Raw genomic sequence first — 18,855 nt, 5'->3', positions numbered from 1 at the left:
CTGCGATGAGAAAGAAAAGGAGCATTGGGAAGATCTTCCTGGTGGCGGCCCTTTTGTTTGTGGCAGCCTCGTTGATGGCGTATCCGTATCTGTCCAATTACCTGTTTGAACACCGGGCGGATTCCAGGATCCATGCGGCAAAACAGTCCGCAGAAGATCTGGACGACCAGGAACGGCAGGCGGCCAGGGCGGAAGCGGAAGCCTATAACCAGGAGATTGCGGAAGGCGGCGTCACTTTAACAGATCCGTTCGCAGAAGAAGAAAGAAAAACTATGACAGAGCAATATCAAAGGCTTCTTTCCATAAACGGGGATGGCGTGATGGGATCCATAGAAATCCCATCGATCCAGGTGTCTCTTCCTGTCTACCATGGGACATCTGAAGAGGTCCTGAAACGGGGAGTAGGGCATCTGGAAGGGACATCCCTGCCGGTCGGAGGGGAAAGCACACACACGGTACTGACCGGGCATACAGGGCTTAGCCATGCGAAGCTTTTTACGGATCTGGAGGAGCTGGAAAAAGGAGATATCTTTTTCCTGTATGTCCTCGGGGATCGTTTGGCTTACCGGGTGATCCGAACAGAAGTCGTACTTCCGGAGGAAGTCGATGCTCTTTATGTAGAGAAAGGAAAGGATCTCTGTACCCTGGTCACCTGTACTCCCTATGGAGTGAACAGCCACCGGCTGTTTGTCTGCGGGGAAAGGACAGGTTACAAGGAAGCTGCGGAAGATTCATCTATTTATCAGATCCATGACAGTAAGACGTGGATGAAGGAATACCGGCGGGCATTGTTGATCAGTGCCGTGGCATTTATTTTCGGGATCACGGTATGGTCATGGATCCGGTATCGAAGAAACAGATAGAAATTAGGAAGAAAGGAGAGACAAGATGAAGCAGATCAAACATCGGTTGAGAAAAATCATTGCGCTTTCGTTGGCCGTGATGTTTGTGGCGTCTTCCGCTGTAATATCCGGAGGGACGGAAGCATATGCAGCGGATGTTGGCCAGTCAGTTGTGGGAACAGCGGACGGGCAGGATGCAACTTCGCAGAAGGAGGATCCGCCTGAACAGGCCGAAGAACCGGAGACTGACGGAGCGGAGGTCCAGGAGAAGGAGCCCGGCAGCCAGAAGAAAGATCCGGCTTCCCAAATGGAAGAAAAGCAGGAGGATAAAACGGCAGATCCCAAAGGGACGGAAGGGGATGAGTCACAAACCCAGGCGGAAAAGCAGAAGGCTGATAAGGACGCTCCCCGACAGACCCAGGCGGAACCGGAGAAGAAGTGTACGGATCCCGGCGAAGCGGAATACTTTGACCGCTACGATTTCCACGCCGGATCTTCCGGCAGCATCCGTCTAATGTCAGCAGATGAGACAGTGACGGATCTTTCCGCGGATATCCGCAAGCGGACCCAGTGGACCGATGAGGAAACCGGGGACGGGAAAGTGACCCTGCAGTACCGGTCCAACTCCGGAACGGTCCAGGGGACGGAAGACATGAACGTGGTCCTGATCCAGGATAAATCCGGATCCATGGATGCCAACTACGGCTACAACCTGGAGCGCGTCCGCCAGGGATGGGGGAATCCGGTCAGTACAAAGTGGTATCCCATCCAGAACGAGTACGGATGGACGGAAACCTTGAGTGACATGGCTGCAGAACAGAATTATTACTACCGGGTGAACCACAAGGACGCCGCCTCCGGTTACGAAGGATGGATGTCCGGATGGCTGCACAACGGAGAGATGCCGTATAACTCGCCCTGCCAGGAGCCGGATCATTACTACCTTCTTTTTGAGGAAGATCCCACATCCGGACTACCGGCCTGGACCATGGCCCATGGGAACAACCTTTACAACATCCTCCATACGGATCTGCATCATTATGTGAAGCTGGACAGCCGGGAGGAAGCCCTGGGTTATTTGGAGCAGGGACGCCGGGTGGTACGGTTGACCGGCGGATCGTATTATAACGAGAGCGGAATGGTACCAGTAAGAGAAACGATATATTTCTTGGATGTCTCCCAGATCGTGAACCACGGAAGCGGCTGGATCCTGAACACCTGCGCGCCGGAAGAGTGCCAGACCAGCGACCGTCTGGCCAAATCCCAGGAGTTCTTCAGCACCCTGGTTGACAAGATCCGGGATTTAAACTCAGATAACAAGATCGCCTACATTCCTTTCTGGGGGGATGTGCCGAAGAATGGGAGCTGGAGCAACGCCCACGCCAATGGAACGGCGGATGGCCTGTACACGGACAACACCGGCCGGATGACCCATATGGACGGGGCGACCTGGATGGGATTTACCAATGACTTTGAGGCGATCAAGCAGGAAGGGATCGACCATGCCTTTACTTATGACGGAACCAACTGGTCCAGGGCGTTTCAGGCAGCCATCGATCTGCTGAATGGACGCAGCACGGAAGACAAGAAAAAGGATACCCTTATCATCTTCCTGACGGACGGGATGCCACAGGGGACGGTGGGAACGTCCCTGGATATGGACAACCCAAAGATCAATGGAGCCAGGGAGTCTGCACAGCTGAAAGCCATGGATGGGGTGACCATTTACGCCTGCGGAGTGGCTATGAATGAACAGGATCAGACAGGTGCGGCGCAGCGAGTTAGTCAAGTGGATTCTACAGGTTATGGTACATTTGCCCGCCACAACAGCGAGTTTGCGGAGATGGAGGCAAAGATCCTGAAGCGGATCGATGAGCAGTATGTGATTCCGATCAAAGGGAAGGACGCCTTTTATACAGATACCATGAACGGGCCGTTCACCGTGGACGTGGAGAAGCTGGGGAAGGAATGGAAAGTCCTGGAAAACCCGGGAAGCGGAACCACGAAAGGAGTCCCGACAGCGGTTTATGAAGCGGCCAGGGACGGGGCGTCTTACGTCTATGTAAAAAGCACCAGGACTGTGTACTGGAGTATCGGAGAACTGACGGATGGCGGTTACACGGATCCGGGGCATGAGATGTCGTTCCCGATCCAGTATGCGGACTACGAGATGTCTACGGACGGAAAGGACAAGAGCCTGAAATCCAATACGGTGCAGAAGCTGACTTATGTGACCACCCGGGATCCGGGAAGCATCAAAACCGTGGAGATGGATACACCGTCCATCATCTTCAACCGGCAGGCGAAGCCGGGGATCACGGTGACCAAGACGGTCAGTGGCTCCTCGTTTACCGAAGACCAGACGTTCCGGTTTGTGTACAGTGACAAGAAGTTATCCGGGGATCCGTTGAGCGGATATCTGGGAGACGTGGAAGTGACGGTGAAGGCCGGAGAAGCTTCCGGGAAAGGAGAGATCCAATCCCTGGATCCGGGAACCTATTACCTGTATGAAGTGGATGAAAAGGGTCACCGGATCTCGGCACAGGAAGGGAAGGTGACGGTGACGGAAGAAGCAAAGATCACCACGGAGGCTGTAAGCAGCACGGTTCCCCATTCGGCCCAGAGTTCGGACGCAGAAGAGCTGGAGAACCTGGACAATGTGCTGACGATCACCACCAAAGGGGGGACGGCAGCGTTCACGAATGAGTATGTGAAGGTGGCAGTGGAGAAGATATGGGAGGATGGAGACTATGAAGGCCGGCCGGAGGAAGTGACCGTGGAGCTTTTGCGGAACGGGAAGTCCTGCCGAGAAATGAAGCTTACGGCCAGAGATGGCTGGAAAGGAGCCTTTGAGAATCTGGAGAAATATGATCCGGAAGGGAAAACCTACGAGTACACCATCCGGGAACAGGAGACGGTAGGGTATGAGTCGAAGGTGGAGCAGACCAGGGACGGTTTCTGGACCATCCGGAACAAGATCGTACCTAATTCCATCAAGATCCGAAAGCTGGATACAGATGGCAAGACCCCGCTTTCCGGTGCGGTCTTTGAGATCAAAGATGAGGATGGCAAAGTGATCGATACCCAGACATCCGGAGACAATGGGGAAGCGGTATTTGAAAATCTGTATCCTGGAACATACACGATCACGGAGACAAGCACCGTTCCCGGACATACCCTGTTAAAGGATCCACTCAAGGTGACGGTTCCGATCCAAATGTCTGCAGAGGAAGCAGAAGATAAGGGAGTGGACAAAGATCAGTGTCTCTATTATCCGGAGGCGAACGTGTATCTGTTGAATAATCTGGTGTATGAAGTGACCAATCATTCCAACTTCGTGCTGCCGGTAACCGGAGGACATACAGGGGTCGGTGTGTATCTGCCATTGCTCCTTGGAATAATCATACTGATTATTGCTTATGTAGTATATCGTAAAAAACAGATTAATGTATAAAGATGGGATTGACGAATACTGCATTTTGCATTACAATGATGGCAGGAAAAAGGAGTCCTGTGAAACAAGAAAGGGAACAAATCTAAGGAGGGACCGCTATGAAAAAGAGGATGGTAAATCTGGTGCTTGCGATCGGCCTGATCGTATCCATGGTAACTGTGCCTGTTTCTGCAGCCGGAAATGGAGAGGAACAAGGTGAAAAGCCAGAAAATGTCAGAAATCTCATGGACTATCCAGGCTATGATGATGTGACAGATGAATGGGCTGCAGCCAACGGATGGTCAAAGAATGGAGACAATGGTTATTTAAAGACGGTAGATGGAATACTCTATAATTTGGATTTCAGGTGGACGTACTGGGAACAATATTTGGATCCGAAAGCCGAGATATATGACCCACATTGGTTTATTACCGTTAAGGATGGAAAGGATGCCGCTGGTGTAGTGGAGATTCCAGGATCTATCGACGGATATCCTGTATTGACTATTGGATCTATGGAACAGAACGCATTTATAAATAATAATCAGATTACAGAAGTGATTATGGCAGAAGGTGTGCAGGAGATAGCATATCATTCTTTTTACAATTGTGATTCATTGACTAAAGTAATCATGCCGGAAAGTTTGTTATATATAGATGTTGCTTTTGTTGGAAACGACTCATTGAAAGAATTAACTATTCCTGCAAGTGTAAAGTGGGTGGTGTGGAGTTCATTTAACGGGGTAGCACTGGAAAAGATCACTTTTGAGGGAAATGCACCACAATTTCTAAATGGACGTCATGGTTTGGTAGATGCAAATCTCACTATAAATAGAAATACGGAAGTTTATCGTTATTCAAATACCGTTGGTTGGGATAATGATAACTGGAAGAATGGAGCAGCGATTTCGGGTACACTTGGTAAAGAATACAAGTCTATTCATGTGATTGAAAATGGTGATCCGCCGGTGGTGGAGGCTTCTGCAGTGAAGGTCAGCCAGGATGCGGTGTCGGTGAAAGCCGGAGAGTCTGCGACCGTGATAGCAACGGTAGAGCCGGACAATGCGGCAGATAAAACTGTGACCTGGACCAGCGCCAATCCGGAGATCGCCACCGTCAACAACGGCACGATCACTGGTGTGGCTGCAGGCACGACAACCATTACTGCTGTCTGCGGAAAGGCATCTGCATCCGTGGCGGTGACAGTAACAGCCAATGAGCCGATAGAGCCGACAGATCCGGAAGAACCGGATAATCCGGACGATCCTGCGGAGCCGGAAATAAATCTGCCATTTACAGACGTTCCGAAGGGCGCCTGGTTCTATGGCACAGTGGCAGACGTCTATGAAAAAGGCTTGATGACCGGCCTAACGGATACGATCTTTGGTCCCAATGACAAACTGGCCAGAGCGCAGTTTGCAACCATTCTCTGGCGGATGGAAGATGAACCGGCAGTTGCTTTTGAGCAGAAGTTCCCGGATGTTCCAGACAGCCAGTTCTACACCAAGGCTGTTCTGTGGGCGGCAGATGCCGGTATTGTTACTGGATACACGGACACTGGAAAATTCGGCCCTGGCGATAACATCAACCGGGAACAGATGGCAGTGATGATGTTCCGGTATGCGGACTACCTTGGACTGGATACCAGCCAGAGGGCGGACTTCAGTTCCTATCCGGATGCTGCGAATGTCAACAGCTTTGCAAAAGATGCCATGAGCTGGTGCGTGGCCAACGGGATCATCACAGGCGACAATGGCAAGCTGAACCCCCAGGCCGAAACAGTCAGAGCGGTTTGTGCGACCATTATCAGTAGGTTCTGTGATACCTACGGATTATAAAAGAAAAAACACAGAAACAAAGATGTTCTGCCGGGGACGGAAAAGTCTCCGGCAGTAACAGAAATCCCAAGGAAGTGCCGGAGGCTTTATGCCTTCGGCACTTGGCATCTGAAAGGGAAATAAGGGGGCGGTGTGATGGGAAGACAGTTTCATCATCTTACATACAAGGATCGATTGCATATTGAAGCCTATCTGAAAGCGAAGCATACCTCTAAAGAGATTGCTGCGCTAATCGGCGTGCATGTATCAACGATCAACCGTGAGAAACAACGTGGAACGTATAGCCATAGGTTGTCAGACTGGACAGAAGAACTAAGATACAGTCCGGAGCTGGCAGAACATAAATACAGGGAAAAGATGAAGCAGAAAGGCTGTGAACTGAAACTGGATCAGGATCCGGAACAGGTGGCGTTCCTGGAAAAGGAGATCCTGAATAAAGCATCCCCTTACGCGGCCCTGCAGCAAGTGAAGAGGAAAAACAAAACATTCCGCGTAACGGTTTGTGTCGGGACGGTGTACAATTATCTGAAAAAAAGTCGGTTTCCCAATCTGGAATTTTCAGATCTGCCCTATGAAAGAAGGAAAAAGAAAAAAAGATATCAGGATCAGATCCGAAAACGGGGACCCAGAGGAACCAGTATTGAAGAACGGCCGGAGGAGATAGAGAAGCGGGAGGAGGCCGGCCACTGGGAAATGGATACGGTGGTGGGAAAACTTGGCCAGTCCAGGAAGTGTCTGCTTGTTCTGACGGAGAGAAAAACCAGATATGAGATCGTCCGGATGCTGAAGAACCGTACAACAGCAGAAGTGGTAAGTAAATTGAACCAGCTGGAGCGGCAGTTGGGAGAGAAATGCTTCCGGAATATTTTCAAAACCATAACCATGGATAATGGATCGGAATTTGCGGACGTCAAAGGAATCGCCGCATCCAGAAGAAATAAGAGGAATCGGACTGTTACATATTACTGCCATCCTTATAGCAGTTGGGAAAGAGGAAGCAACGAAAATAATAACCGTTTTATCAGAAGACAGATTCCCAAAGGCATAAACTTTGATGACAGGAGTAAGAAAGAAATACAGTGGATCGAGAACTGGATTAATGATTACCCCAGAGCAATGTTTGAGGGAGAGACGCCCAGAGAACTTTTTGAAAAAGAGTTTCCGGAATATTTTCAAAAGGGAGAAGGCGGATGACAGGAGAGTTAAGAAATTGAAGAAAAATAGTCTATGTTAAAAATCGGATGGCGTTGTCAGGACATCAGGTTTTGTTTTCATGTTCACTTTTAAGGAATCATTATTCTGGTTCCCGGATCTTCACCCTTAGCAAGAGTGTCTCTATAGAAAACCCATGAATAGATTGCTTATAATATAGAAAATGGAGGGAAAATGTAAACTTGAATAGTTCTTCTTGATTAGCGCAAGAACTTGTGCATTTACTCTTGACAATTATAAATAGCTGCTTTTGTAAAAAATGTTGGGGTACAATAGATAGGTAACAAAATAAAAACAAGGACCCACCTTGATGTGATATATTGGAATTGTCGAGAAACCAATAGTCCGATCAAAAGGAGAATCCTTGTATGTCGAGTTTATCACACCCCAAATATCAGCGTCAACGTATTGTTAAATATGCTCAGAATCATTCTGTAACAGAAACGGCGATCCGTTATAAAGTAAGCCGAAAAACGGTCTACAAATGGCTTTCTCGATACGATGGGACAACAGCCAGTCTGGAAGATCGCAGCCACAGGCCTAAAACATCGCCAAAAAGTCATACAGAGCTGGAACTACGGCAAATCCGGCGCCGCCTAAAAAAATATAAATGGACAGACCTGATCCTGGCATATCAGGAACTGGTAGAAAAAGATGGGTATAGGCGCAGCTACGGGGGATTTAAACGAGTCGCTGCCCGGCTGAAAGCCTTGAAACCAGTGAAAAAGAAGAAAAAGAAACGAAAGATCAAGCCTTATCAGCGTGCAGATTACCCAGGGCAGAAAATACAGATAGATGTGAAGTATGTTCCTTCCTATTGCGTGACAGATGGCAGGAAATACTATCAATATACAGCGGTAGACGAATGTAGCAGATGGACTTATCGGGAAATGTATGATGAACACAGTACCTATAGTTCCAGAGATTTCCTGGTGAAGCTAATCAAACATGCCCCTTTTCCAATCCGGGAAGTGCAGACGGATAACGGATCGGAGTTCACCAATCGGCTGTTGGTAATTAAAAGTACGCATTTAACAATGTTTTGAAGAGGCACTTAAGGAGTTGGAAATCCTGTATCACCGGATTCAGATCGCAACGCCGCGACACAACGGGAAAGTGGAACGGCAGCATCGAACAGATGAAGCAAGGTTCTATAAAAAAATGCGTATGTATAATCTGGAAGATGGGAGAAAACAGCTAGCCGTATATCAGAAGAAATCAAACACTTATATCAAAACCTGTTTAGGAATGAGAAGTCCGAATACGATAGTAAGAATGTATCAGGGAGTTATGTTTTAAAGCAGACAAGGGCGACAGCAAAGGATGCTGCCGCCGCACACCATTATATCACAAAGGAATGTCAAGGTCAGGTAGTATTCCCTGCGGGAATCTCCACCTTACCCTTGACATTCCTTTCGGGGTGAAGTGTTACCAATCATTGACACCTATACATATAAATAGCTGCTTTTGTAAAAAAGTCCTTGCAATAATCTCAGATTTTAGTATAATATATTTTGTGGCTGCAAAAGCCGGATTGATATATTATAACTGCTGGAATAGCTCAGTCGGTAGAGCACTTCACTCGTAATGAAGGGGTCGTCGGTTCAAGTCCGATTTCCAGCTTTTTTTTATTTCTGTCAAATCTTATTTTTTCCAGTCGGGTTTTTCAAACCCATAAAATCCACAGTGTTTTTTGCATAACTTCATCTTTTACAGGTGTTTGCCGGATCAGTATCGCTTCCGGCACCGGCTCTCCAGCAGGCTGATCAGCGCGTACAGCCCCATGGCCATCATGCACAGGAGCACAATAGACATCAGAAGCCAATCCATTTTAAAGACCTGACTGGAATAGATGATCAGGTATCCAAGGCCGTTTCTGGCAGCCAGAAATTCTCCGATGATCACGCCCACCAGACAAAGACCGATATTTACTTTCATATTGCTGATAATGGCAGGGATGCTTCCCGGCAGCACCACCTTGCTAAGGGCGTGGAAGCGGTTCCCGCCCAGGGTGTAGACAAGTTTGATCTTTCCGGCGTCAACAGTGGCAAAACTGGCGTACAGATTTAAGATGCTTCCAAAGACAGCCACTGACATGCCGGCTGCGATGATCGTGGTCCTGGTGGCGCCAAGCCATACGATCAGAAGAGGCGCCAGGGCGGATTTGGGGAGGCTGTTGAGGACTACCAGGTAAGGGTCCAGGATCTCTGAAAGCCTGGGGCTGAACCACAGGGCTACTGCGGCCAGGATGGCAGATGCGGTTACCAGGAGGAAGCTTAGCAGGGTTTCGTACAGTGTGACGCCGATATGAAGGAAAATGCTTCCGTCCCGCGTCATATCCAGAAAGCACAGGACGATCTTCGACGGGCTGCTGAAGATAAAAGAATCAATGATCCCTACATTTGCAGTAAATTCCCAGATAAAAAGAAAACTAAAAAGGATCAGGATCCTGGAGACGCATACGATGCGCCGGTGTTTTCTGTGGCGAAGAAGATATTGCCGCTGGCCTGCGGACAGTTCATGCATGGGGATTCAGCTCCTTCCAGATCAGTTGAAAATAGGTCTTAAACTCCGGGGCGTTCCGGCGGTTTAAGGGAGTGTCTTTTGCAAGCGCGAAGATAAGCGGAACGGTCTGCAGGATGGTGGCGGGACGTTCGGACAGGATGATGACCCGGTCGGCCAGGGAGATGGCTTCTGACAGGTCATGGGTCACAAGGACGGCGGATTTTCCCTCTTTCCGCAGGATCTGGCCGATATCGTCTCCGACGTTTAGCCGGGTCTGGTAATCCAGGGCAGAGAAGGGCTCATCCAGAAGAAGGAGATCCGGCTCCAGCACCAGAGTGCGGATCAGGGCCGCCCGCTGGCGCATGCCGCCGGAGAGCTCGGAGGGACGGGAGTTCCGAAAGGGTCCAAGCCCGTAACTGTCCAGCAGGTCGCCGGCCCTTTGTCTGTTTTTTGCAGTCATCATGTGCTGGATCTCCAGGCCAAGGACCACATTGTGGTAGATGGTGCGCCATTCAAACAGCTCGTCGTGCTGCAGCATATAGCCTACGTTGGTGGTGCTTTCTGTCACATATTTGCCGTTGATCTTGATCAGTCCCTTTTCTGGTGTAAGAAGGCCTGCGATCAGAGAAAGGAGAGTCGTCTTGCCGCAGCCGGAAGGACCGACAATGGCGATAAATTCTCCCCTTTCCACCGCAAATGAGATGTCGGTGAGCGCAGGCGTCTCCCCGTCCAGTGTGTGGTAAGAATAGTGGATGTGTTTCAGCTCTAATACTTGCTCCATAAAAACCTCCCGCAGGGTGTCTGTTTGCTATATTATTTTATGCAGACGGGAAAGTTTCGTTCCGCAGAGCAGGGGAAGAGGGAACGGTAGGAAGCGCAAATTTGGCCGGATAGCACTTGTCAGAATCTGCGGAAACGGGTATAATTCAAGAGTAACGCATGAGGAATAAGGAGAAGGGTTCGGATGAATTATCAAAAAGAACTGGATAAACTGCTGGCAGGGATAGAGGCCCGGGAGAGGGTTCCTTCTCTTTTGCTCCACAGCTGCTGCGCTCCCTGCAGCAGTTATGTGCTGGAATATTTAAGCCAGTATTTTCAGATTACGGTTTTTTATTATAATCCCAATATCTTTCCTGAAAGCGAATACACCAGGAGGATCGTGGAGCAGCAGATGCTGATCGACCGGATGCGGACAAAACATCCGGTATCTTTTCTTGCGGGAAATTACGAGAAAGACCGGTTTTATGAGATGGCAGAAGGACTGGAAGAGGCAAAAGAGGGCGGGGCCCGCTGTATGAAGTGCTATGAGCTCCGGCTAAGGGAGGCTGCAAAAGTGGCAAAGAGCGGAGAATTTGACTATTTTACCACCACACTTACGATCAGCCCTCTAAAGAATGCGGCCAGACTTAACGAGATTGGGCGGAAGCTGGAAGAAGAGTACGGCGTTGCTTATCTTCCGTCGGATTTTAAGAAAAAGAACGGCTATAAGAGATCTGTAGAATTGTCGAAAGAGTACGGATTGTACCGTCAGGACTACTGTGGCTGCGAATTTTCTATGAGAGAACGAGAAAGGAAGTAATGGATATGGCACAATTATGGGGCGGCCGTTTTACCAAAGAAACGGATCAGCTGGTTTATGATTTTAACGCGTCGATCCGGTTTGACCGGAGACTGTATGCAGAAGATATCCGGGGCAGCATCGCCCATGTGATGATGCTTGCAAAGCAGAAGATCCTCACTGAGGCAGAAAAAGAGGACATCATCGCAGGACTGGAAGGGATCCTGGACGATGTGGAACAGGGGAAGCTGGAAATATCAGACAAATATGAAGATATCCACAGTTTTGTGGAGGCTACGCTGATCGACCGGATCGGAGAGGCGGGAAAAAAGCTTCACACCGGAAGAAGCCGGAATGATCAGGTGGCTCTGGATATGAAGCTTTATACAAGAAGTGAGATCCATAAACTGGACGATCTCCTGAAAGAGCTTCTTTTGACCCTGCTTTCTGTGATGGAAGAGCACCTGGATACTTATATGCCGGGATTTACGCATCTGCAGAAAGCGCAGCCCATTACCCTGGCCCATCACCTGGGGGCGTATTTTGAAATGTTTAAGAGGGATCATGAAAGACTAAGGGACATTGAGAAGCGGATGAACACCTGCCCTCTGGGTTCCGGAGCTCTGGCAGGCACCACTTACCCCCTGGACCGGCAGTATACTGCGTCTTTGCTTGGATTTGACGGTCCTGCGCTGAACAGCATGGACGGGGTGTCTGACAGAGATTATCTGTTGGAGCTGTTGTCTGCACTGTCTGTCATTATGATGCACTTAAGCCGGTTTTCTGAAGAAGTGATCATCTGGAACTCCAATGAATATCAGTTTGTGGAGATTGACGATGCCTACAGCACCGGCAGCAGCATTATGCCCCAGAAGAAGAATCCGGACATCGCGGAGCTGGTACGGGGCAAGACCGGACGGGTGTACGGGGCGCTGAATGCGCTGCTTACTGCCATGAAGGGGCTCCCCCTGGCATACAATAAAGATATGCAGGAAGATAAGGAGTGGGCCTTTGACGCCATGGATACGGTCAGACACTGTCTGACTTTGTTTACCGGCATGCTGGGAACCATGCAGTTTAAAAAAGACCGGATGGAGGAGAGCGCAAGACATGGCTTTACCAATGCCACCGACGCGGCAGATTATCTGGTTAACCGGGGCGTGGCATTCCGGGATGCCCACGGGATCGTGGGGCGTCTGGTCCTCCTTTGCATTGAAAAGGGGATTGCCCTGGATGAGCTTCCCCTGGAAGAGTATCAGAAGATCTCCGATGTGTTCGCGGAAGATATTTATGAAGCCATCAGCCTGAAAACCTGTGTCAACAAACGGGTAACGACAGGAGCGCCCGGCAGGGAGGCCATGGAGAAGGCGCTGAAGATTTACCGAAATTATATGGAAGAATATTAAGAGAACAGAAGAAAGAAAATGAAGGAGTGAGAGCGATGGAGCAGAAATTACGAGTTGGGATCCTTGGAGCGACAGGAATGGTGGGGCAAAGGTTTCTTTCCCTTCTGGAAGACCACCCCTGGTTTGAAGTGGTGACTGTGGCGGCCAGCCCCCGTTCCGCAGGAAAGACTTATGAAGAGGCGGTGGGAGACCGCTGGAAAATGACGACCCCTATGCCGGAAAGCGTAAAAAAGCTGATCGTGCATAACGTAAATGAAGTAGAAGAAGTGGCAAAGACTGTAGACTTTGTGTTCAGCGCCGTGGATATGAGCAAGGATGAGATCCGCGCCATAGAAGAGGCATACGCCAAAACAGAGACCCCGGTTATGTCCAATAACAGCGCGCACCGCTGGACGCCGGATGTGCCGATGGTGATCCCGGAGATCAATATCGATCATTTTCAGGTGATTGAAGATCAGAAAAAGCGTCTGGGAACCACCCGCGGGTTCATCGCGGTGAAACCCAACTGCTCGATCCAGAGCTATGCGCCCTGCCTGGCGGCCTGGAGAGAATTTGAGCCCACAGAAGTAGTGGCAACCACTTATCAGGCAATCTCTGGTGCGGGCAAGACGTTTAAAGACTGGCCGGAGATGGTGGAGAACATCATCCCCTATATTGGCGGGGAGGAAGAAAAGAGCGAACAGGAACCGCTGCGGGTGCTGGGGCATGTGGAGAACGGGCAGATCGTAAAGGCAGAAGGTCCAAGAATCACCTGCCAGTGCGTGCGTGTGCCGGTGCTGAACGGACACACGGCCGCTGTATTTATCCGCTTTGCAAAGAAGCCTTCCAGAGAAGAGCTGATCGAGAAGCTTGTTCATTACCGGGGATTTCCGCAGGAAGCGAAGCTCCCAAGCGCACCGGAGCAGTTCATCCGCTATATGGAGGAGGACGACCGTCCACAGGTAAATCTGGACGTGGATTATGAGCATGGCATGGGCGTTTCTATCGGACGGCTAAGAGAAGACAGTATTTATGATTATAAATTTATCGGCCTTTCCCACAATACGGTCCGCGGCGCAGCCGGCGGCGCGGTGCTGTGTGCGGAGGCGCTGACCGCAAAGGGCTATATCCGGGCAAAATAAGCCGGCTCTTTGTTTGCCGGGGCGGATAAGGAGGAGAAGAGACATGGGAGCAGAGCGATTAAAGTATACACAAAACAGGGAGCTGTCCTGGCTGAAGTTCAACCAGAGAGTGCTGGAGGAGGCAAGGGATGAAAACGTCCCGCTTCTGGAGCGGATGAAGTTCGTCGCGATCTTTACCAGCAATCTGGATGAATTTTTCATGATTCGTGTGGGAAGTCTGTTTGATATGGCCCATACCGACGCCGACACCAAAGACAGCAGGTCAGGGATGACGCCGCAGGAGCAGCTGGATCAGATTTTCGCCGAGGTGGCGCCGCTTTATAAGGAGCGGGACAAGACTTATGCGGAGATTAAAAAGCAGCTGCACCCTTACGGGGTCTGCGGGCTGGACTACAAAGAGCTGGAGCCCCAGGAGAAGAAATATGTCAAAAAATATTTTAAGGATCAGATCCTGCCTGTGCTTTCGCCCCAGATCGTGGACGCCAGCCACCCGTTTCCGCATCTTCTGAATAAAGAGATCTATGTAACGGCAAATCTGACTCAGAAGGGAAAGGGAGTCAGAGAAGTCCATTCCCTGGGACTGGTCCCGGTTCCCCAGTTTATCTCGGAAGTCCTGTATCTGCCCGGTCACGACATCCGCTACATTCGCATGGAAAAGGTGATCATGGAGTACCTGAATCTGGTCTTTGAACAGTACGAGGTGTCTGAGGCCAACTATATCTGCGTGACCAGAAATGCAGACATTGCACCGGATGACGAGTCCCTGGAAGTGACGGAAGATTTCCGGTATCTGATGAAACAGACGCTCCACAAACGGCGCCGGATGGCAGTGGTGCGCCTGGAGACGGCAGAGAAGCTGAAGCCTGAGATGGAACGGTTTTTCTGTGAAAAGTTCCATATTCTGCCAAAGCAGATCTTCCGGACCAAGATGCCGATGAAGCTTTCTTATATGTTTTCTATTGCAGGAGATCTTCCGGATTCTATGAAACGGTCTCTGATCTATCCTGCGTTTGTGCCCCAGGATTCCTGCCATGTGCAGGAGGGCAGTATGATGAAGCAGATCCGGAAGAAGGACATTTTGTTGTTCTATCCGTATGAGAGCATGAATCCTTTTTTGCGCCTGATCAAAGAGGCGGCCTATGATCCCAATGTACTGACGATCAAGATTACTATCTACCGGCTGGCAAAGAAGGCAAGGCTGGTGGAATATCTCTGCGCGGCAGCGGAGAATGGCAAGGAGGTAACGGTGCTGATCGAGCTGCGGGCCAGGTTTGACGAGCAGAACAATATCGACTGGTCGGAGCAGATGGAAGAAGCCGGGTGCCGGGTGATCTACGGCATCGAAGGATACAAGGTTCACTCCAAGATCTGTCTGATCACCTGCAGGAACCGCAATGACATCCAGTATATCACCCAGATTGGGACCGGAAATTATAACGAAAAAACGGCGGGCATGTATACGGACCTTTCACTGATGACGGCGGATCCGGAGATCGGAAGGGATGCGGCAGAGTTCTTTAAGAATATGTCCATTGGCAATCTGAACGGAGTTTATCAGCATCTGATCGTATCGCCTACCAGTCTGAAACCCAACATTTTGCGGATGATCGATGAGGAGATCGCAAAAGGAGAAAACGGGCGGATTGTTATGAAGATGAACTCTCTGACGGATGTGGACTTTATCGACAAGATTTCCCAGGCTTCCTGTGCAGGGGTAAAGATCGATCTGATCGTCCGGGGCATCTGCTGCATCCTTCCGGGGATCCCGGGATATACCCAGAATATCCGGGTGATGAGTATTGTGGGCAGATATCTGGAACACCCCAGGATCTTCTGCTTTGGCACAGGGGCGGAACAGAAGATCTACATTGGTTCTGCCGATATGATGACCCGGAACACGGAGAAACGGGTGGAAGTGGCCTGTCCGGTTCTGGATAAGGATATTAAAAACCAGATCAATCACTATATGAAAGTGATGCTAAGTGATAATGTAAAAGCGAGGGTGCTGCAAAGCGACGGCACTTACAGAAAGAAAAAAGCCACCCAGGATCCGGTGGACTCCCAGGCGGTGTTTATGGAGGAGGCGCTTCGCGCAAAGCCGCGGCAGCCGGAAAAACAGGAGACCTTCCTTCAGCGTCTGGCAGGCTTTTTTCACAGATAAGGAGTAGAAGAAGCATTCATGGGGAAATCAGTCTATATCGCGGAAAAGCCAAGCGTGGCCCAGGAATTTGCAAAGGCATTAAAGTTAAAGACCAGACGGCAGGACGGATATCTGGAAGGAGACGACGCTATCGTGACCTGGTGCGTCGGCCATCTGGTTACCATGAGCTATCCGGAAGCCTATAATCCGGATCTGAAAAGGTGGAGTCTTACGACTCTGCCTTTTATACCGGAAAATTTTAAATACGAGGTGATTCCGGGCACGGCAAAACAGTTCCGGATCGTGTCCGGGATCCTGAATCGTCCCGATGTGGACACCATCTATGTCTGCACAGACTCCGGGCGGGAGGGAGAATATATTTACCGTCTGGTGGAACAGGAAGCCCATGTCAAAGGCAAGGTTCGCAAAAGAGTCTGGATCGATTCCCAGACGGAAGAAGAGATCCTGCGGGGGATCCGGGAGGCAAAAGACCTGAAGGAATACGACAATCTTTCTGCCTCTGCCTATCTGCGGGCAAAAGAAGATTATCTGATGGGAATTAATTTTTCCAGACTTCTGACCCTAAAGTACGGCGGCAGCATCGCCTCTTATCTGAAGACCAGATATGCGGTGATCTCGGTGGGCAGGGTCATGACCTGTGTGCTTGGCATGGTGGTGCGAAGAGAACGGCAGATCCGGGAATTTGTACAGACCCCTTTTTACCGGATAGTGGGAAGCTTCGGGGAAGAAGGAGCGGCTTTTGAAGGAGAATGGCGGGCCGTACAGGGATCCCGCTGGCATGAGTCCTTTGACCTGTACAAAGAAAACGGTTTTAAGGAAGAAGAAAAAGCCCGGGGACTGATCCGCTGGCTGTCAGAAGAAGAACCGCTGACCGGGATCGTGTCTTCTGCAGAAAAGAAGAAGGAAAAGAAATACGCACCCCTCCTTTTTAATCTGGCAGAGCTGCAGAACGAGTGCTCGCGGAGGTTTAAGATCAGCCCGGACGAGACGCTGCGTATCGTTCAGGAGCTGTATGAAAAGAAACTGGTCACCTATCCAAGGACAGATGCCAGAGTTCTGTCCGGGGCCGTTGCCAAAGAAATCCATAAAAATCTGAATGGTCTCATGAAATACGAGCCGGCCGTCCCTTTCCTTCAGGATATACTGGCTCTTGGAAGTTACAAAGGACTTAAGAAGACCAGGTATGTGAATGACAAACAGATCACAGACCATTACGCCATCATTCCCACCGGACAGGGGATGGGGGCGCTTACGTCTCTGTCCGGTCTGTCCGCCCGGATTTACGATGTGATCGTGCGGCGTTTTTTGAGTATTTTTTATCCGCCGGCTGTTTATGAGAAAGTATCTTTCACCATACAGGTCCGGGGAGAATCGTTTTTTTCTGTGTTTAAGGTGCTGACAGAAGAGGGATATCTGAAAGCGGCCGGGAGACCTGGGACAAAGGAACAGGAAAACGAGGCGTCGGACAGGGATTCTTCCGGAGAAGAAGAAAAAAGTATTGACGGTGCATTTTGGACCGCGATACAATCAATAAAGAAAGGAAGCCGCCTTCCGGTCCGCGCCCTTGCGATCCGGGAAGGAAAGACTTCCCCGCCCAAGCGCTACAACTCCGGATCGCTGATCCTTGCCATGGAAAATGCGGGACAGCTGATCGAGGACGAGGAGCTGCGTTCCCAGATCAAAGGGAGCGGCATCGGCACCAGCGCCACCAGAGGCGAGATCCTGAAAAAGCTGTTTCATAACAAATATCTGGCGCTGAACAAGAAGACCCAGATTGTAACGCCTACACTTCAGGGAGAGATGATTTATGACGTGGTGGATCATTCGATCCGGTCACTTCTTAATCCGGAGCTGACCGCCAGCTGGGAAAAAGGGCTGACGTATGTGGCGGACGGGGAGATCAGCCAGGAAGAATACATGAAAAAGCTGGATCAGTTTATCATCAGCCGTACAGAGGGCGTGAAGCAGCTTCGCAATGAAGGACAGCTGCGGGCCTGCTATGACCAGGCTGCCAGATATTATCGAAAGCCGGCGGCAAAAAGCGCAGGGACAGGAGCGGGGGCAAAAAAGAAAAAGGAGTGATAGAAGACCATGAAAGAATTGACGGTACAGGCATTGTATACATTGGAGGAAACGATCGCAAAGGATCTTTTTGACGGGGCGGTGTATCCCTGGGAGGTTCTGCCGAAGATCCACGACTTTATCCTGGAGCTTGGGAATACCCTTCCGGAGGAAGAATATGAAAAGGTCGGAGAAGACGTATGGATCGCAAGATCGGCCCGGGTATTTCCCTCTGCATACATTCACGGACCGGCGATCATCGGAAAAGACGCAGAGATCCGTCACTGTGCCTTTATCCGCGGAAATGCCATCGTGGGAGAAGGAGCGGTTGTTGGAAACTCTACAGAGCTTAAAAATGTGGTTCTTTTTAATAAAGTGCAGGTGCCACACTACAATTATGTGGGAGATTCCATTCTGGGCTATAAAGCGCATATGGGAGCCGGTTCCATTACTTCTAATGTAAAGTCTGATAAAAAGCTGGTAGTGGTAAAGACTGCGGAAGAGAATATAGAAACAGGCATGAAAAAATTTGGCGCCATGCTTGGAGACGAGGTGGAGGTCGGCTGCGGCACGGTTCTCAATCCCGGAAGCGTTGTGGGAAAGCAGTCCAACATTTATCCCCTTTCCAGTGTACGCGGCTATGTGCCTGCAGGAAGCATCTACAAAAAACAGGGAGATATTGTAGAGAAACAGTAAAAAGCAGACGGAAGTAAGACGA

At 50.0% G+C, this 18,855-nt stretch carries 13 protein-coding genes and 1 tRNA gene; 12 read left to right on the top strand and 2 right to left on the bottom strand.

From position 1 onward, the window contains the following. The first annotated feature begins 5 nt into the window (after positions 1–5). From ABGT54_RS08760 to ABGT54_RS08735, 6 genes are all read left to right on the top strand, one after another. Positions 6–863, top strand: a complete 858-nt coding sequence (locus ABGT54_RS08760; RefSeq protein WP_346663738.1) for a class C sortase — start codon at positions 6–8, stop codon at positions 861–863. 25 nt (positions 864–888) lie between these two features. Next, positions 889–4,296, top strand: a complete 3,408-nt coding sequence (locus ABGT54_RS08755) for a SpaA isopeptide-forming pilin-related protein (RefSeq protein ID WP_346663737.1) — start codon at positions 889–891, stop codon at positions 4,294–4,296. 98 nt (positions 4,297–4,394) lie between these two features. Further along, positions 4,395–6,113, top strand: coding sequence for an S-layer homology domain-containing protein (locus ABGT54_RS08750; RefSeq protein WP_346663736.1), 1,719 nt, complete (start codon positions 4,395–4,397; stop codon positions 6,111–6,113). Between the two features lie 135 nt (positions 6,114–6,248). Continuing rightward, positions 6,249–7,307, top strand: a complete 1,059-nt coding sequence (locus ABGT54_RS08745) for an IS30 family transposase (protein WP_346663735.1) — start codon at positions 6,249–6,251, stop codon at positions 7,305–7,307. A gap of 386 nt (positions 7,308–7,693) precedes the next feature. Further along, entirely contained in the window at positions 7,694–8,371 is a 678-nt protein-coding gene (locus tag ABGT54_RS08740) for a DDE-type integrase/transposase/recombinase (protein WP_346663734.1), read from the top strand. A 504-nt stretch (positions 8,372–8,875) separates the two neighbouring features. After that, a tRNA-Thr gene (locus tag ABGT54_RS08735) sits at positions 8,876–8,948 on the top strand. A gap of 105 nt (positions 8,949–9,053) precedes the next feature. Here ABGT54_RS08735 and ABGT54_RS08730 read toward each other — a convergent pair. Together ABGT54_RS08730 and ABGT54_RS08725 are read right to left on the bottom strand one after the other, a co-directional pair. Continuing rightward, positions 9,054–9,851, bottom strand: a complete 798-nt coding sequence (locus ABGT54_RS08730; protein WP_346663733.1) for an ABC transporter permease — start codon at positions 9,849–9,851, stop codon at positions 9,054–9,056. Next, a complete protein-coding gene (locus tag ABGT54_RS08725) occupies positions 9,844–10,611 on the bottom strand; it encodes an ABC transporter ATP-binding protein (protein ID WP_346663732.1) in 768 nt (255 codons plus the stop codon). Before ABGT54_RS08725 ends, ABGT54_RS08730 begins: the two co-directional genes overlap by 8 nt. Before the next feature lie 183 nt (positions 10,612–10,794). Here ABGT54_RS08725 and ABGT54_RS08720 point away from each other — a divergent pair, with 183 nt between their 5' ends. The 6 genes from ABGT54_RS08720 to ABGT54_RS08695 are packed head-to-tail and all read left to right on the top strand — an operon-like array spanning position 10,795 to position 18,833. Beyond that, entirely contained in the window at positions 10,795–11,409 is a 615-nt protein-coding gene (locus ABGT54_RS08720) for an epoxyqueuosine reductase QueH (RefSeq protein WP_346663731.1), read from the top strand. 5 nt (positions 11,410–11,414) lie between these two features. Next, positions 11,415–12,794 (top strand): argininosuccinate lyase, encoded by a 1,380-nt coding sequence (gene argH / locus ABGT54_RS08715; protein WP_346663730.1) that lies wholly within the window; start codon positions 11,415–11,417, stop codon positions 12,792–12,794. Positions 12,795–12,829: 35 nt separating this feature from the next. Next, complete coding sequence (gene asd / locus ABGT54_RS08710; RefSeq protein ID WP_346663729.1) at positions 12,830–13,915, top strand: aspartate-semialdehyde dehydrogenase; 1,086 nt, start codon at positions 12,830–12,832, stop codon at positions 13,913–13,915. Between the two features lie 43 nt (positions 13,916–13,958). Beyond that, positions 13,959–16,076: a polyphosphate kinase 1 gene (gene ppk1, locus ABGT54_RS08705; RefSeq protein WP_346663728.1), complete on the top strand. Its 2,118-nt coding sequence runs from the start codon at positions 13,959–13,961 to the stop codon at positions 16,074–16,076. Between the two features lie 18 nt (positions 16,077–16,094). Next, a complete protein-coding gene (locus ABGT54_RS08700) occupies positions 16,095–18,158 on the top strand; it encodes a DNA topoisomerase (RefSeq protein ID WP_346663727.1) in 2,064 nt (687 codons plus the stop codon). Positions 18,159–18,167: 9 nt separating this feature from the next. Next, positions 18,168–18,833, top strand: coding sequence for a UDP-N-acetylglucosamine pyrophosphorylase (locus ABGT54_RS08695; protein ID WP_346663726.1), 666 nt, complete (start codon positions 18,168–18,170; stop codon positions 18,831–18,833). Positions 18,834–18,855: the final 22 nt, after the last annotated feature.

It is taken from the genome of uncultured Merdimonas sp., from assembly GCF_963929015.1.
Taxonomy (GTDB): Bacteria; Bacillota; Clostridia; order Lachnospirales; family Lachnospiraceae; genus Merdimonas.
The sequence above is the reverse complement of the archived record's forward strand: the minus strand, read 5'-3'. Positions and strand labels throughout refer to the sequence as shown.

What these genes read in the sequence shown, in the direction of transcription:
- ABGT54_RS08760 (WP_346663738.1), top strand. Translation starts at nt 6, where the DNA reads ATGAGAAAGAAAAGGAGCATTGGGAAGATCTTCCTGGTGGCGGCCCTT.
- ABGT54_RS08755 (WP_346663737.1), top strand. Translation starts at nt 889, where the DNA reads ATGAAGCAGATCAAACATCGGTTGAGAAAAATCATTGCGCTTTCGTTG.
- ABGT54_RS08750 (WP_346663736.1), top strand. Translation starts at nt 4,395, where the DNA reads ATGAAAAAGAGGATGGTAAATCTGGTGCTTGCGATCGGCCTGATCGTA.
- ABGT54_RS08745 (WP_346663735.1), top strand. Translation starts at nt 6,249, where the DNA reads ATGGGAAGACAGTTTCATCATCTTACATACAAGGATCGATTGCATATT.
- ABGT54_RS08740 (WP_346663734.1), top strand. Translation starts at nt 7,694, where the DNA reads ATGTCGAGTTTATCACACCCCAAATATCAGCGTCAACGTATTGTTAAA.
- ABGT54_RS08730 (WP_346663733.1), bottom strand. Translation starts at nt 9,851, where the DNA reads ATGCATGAACTGTCCGCAGGCCAGCGGCAATATCTTCTTCGCCACAGA.
- ABGT54_RS08725 (WP_346663732.1), bottom strand. Translation starts at nt 10,611, where the DNA reads ATGGAGCAAGTATTAGAGCTGAAACACATCCACTATTCTTACCACACA.
- ABGT54_RS08720 (WP_346663731.1), top strand. Translation starts at nt 10,795, where the DNA reads ATGAATTATCAAAAAGAACTGGATAAACTGCTGGCAGGGATAGAGGCC.
- argH (WP_346663730.1), top strand. Translation starts at nt 11,415, where the DNA reads ATGGCACAATTATGGGGCGGCCGTTTTACCAAAGAAACGGATCAGCTG.
- asd (WP_346663729.1), top strand. Translation starts at nt 12,830, where the DNA reads ATGGAGCAGAAATTACGAGTTGGGATCCTTGGAGCGACAGGAATGGTG.
- ppk1 (WP_346663728.1), top strand. Translation starts at nt 13,959, where the DNA reads ATGGGAGCAGAGCGATTAAAGTATACACAAAACAGGGAGCTGTCCTGG.
- ABGT54_RS08700 (WP_346663727.1), top strand. Translation starts at nt 16,095, where the DNA reads ATGGGGAAATCAGTCTATATCGCGGAAAAGCCAAGCGTGGCCCAGGAA.
- ABGT54_RS08695 (WP_346663726.1), top strand. Translation starts at nt 18,168, where the DNA reads ATGAAAGAATTGACGGTACAGGCATTGTATACATTGGAGGAAACGATC.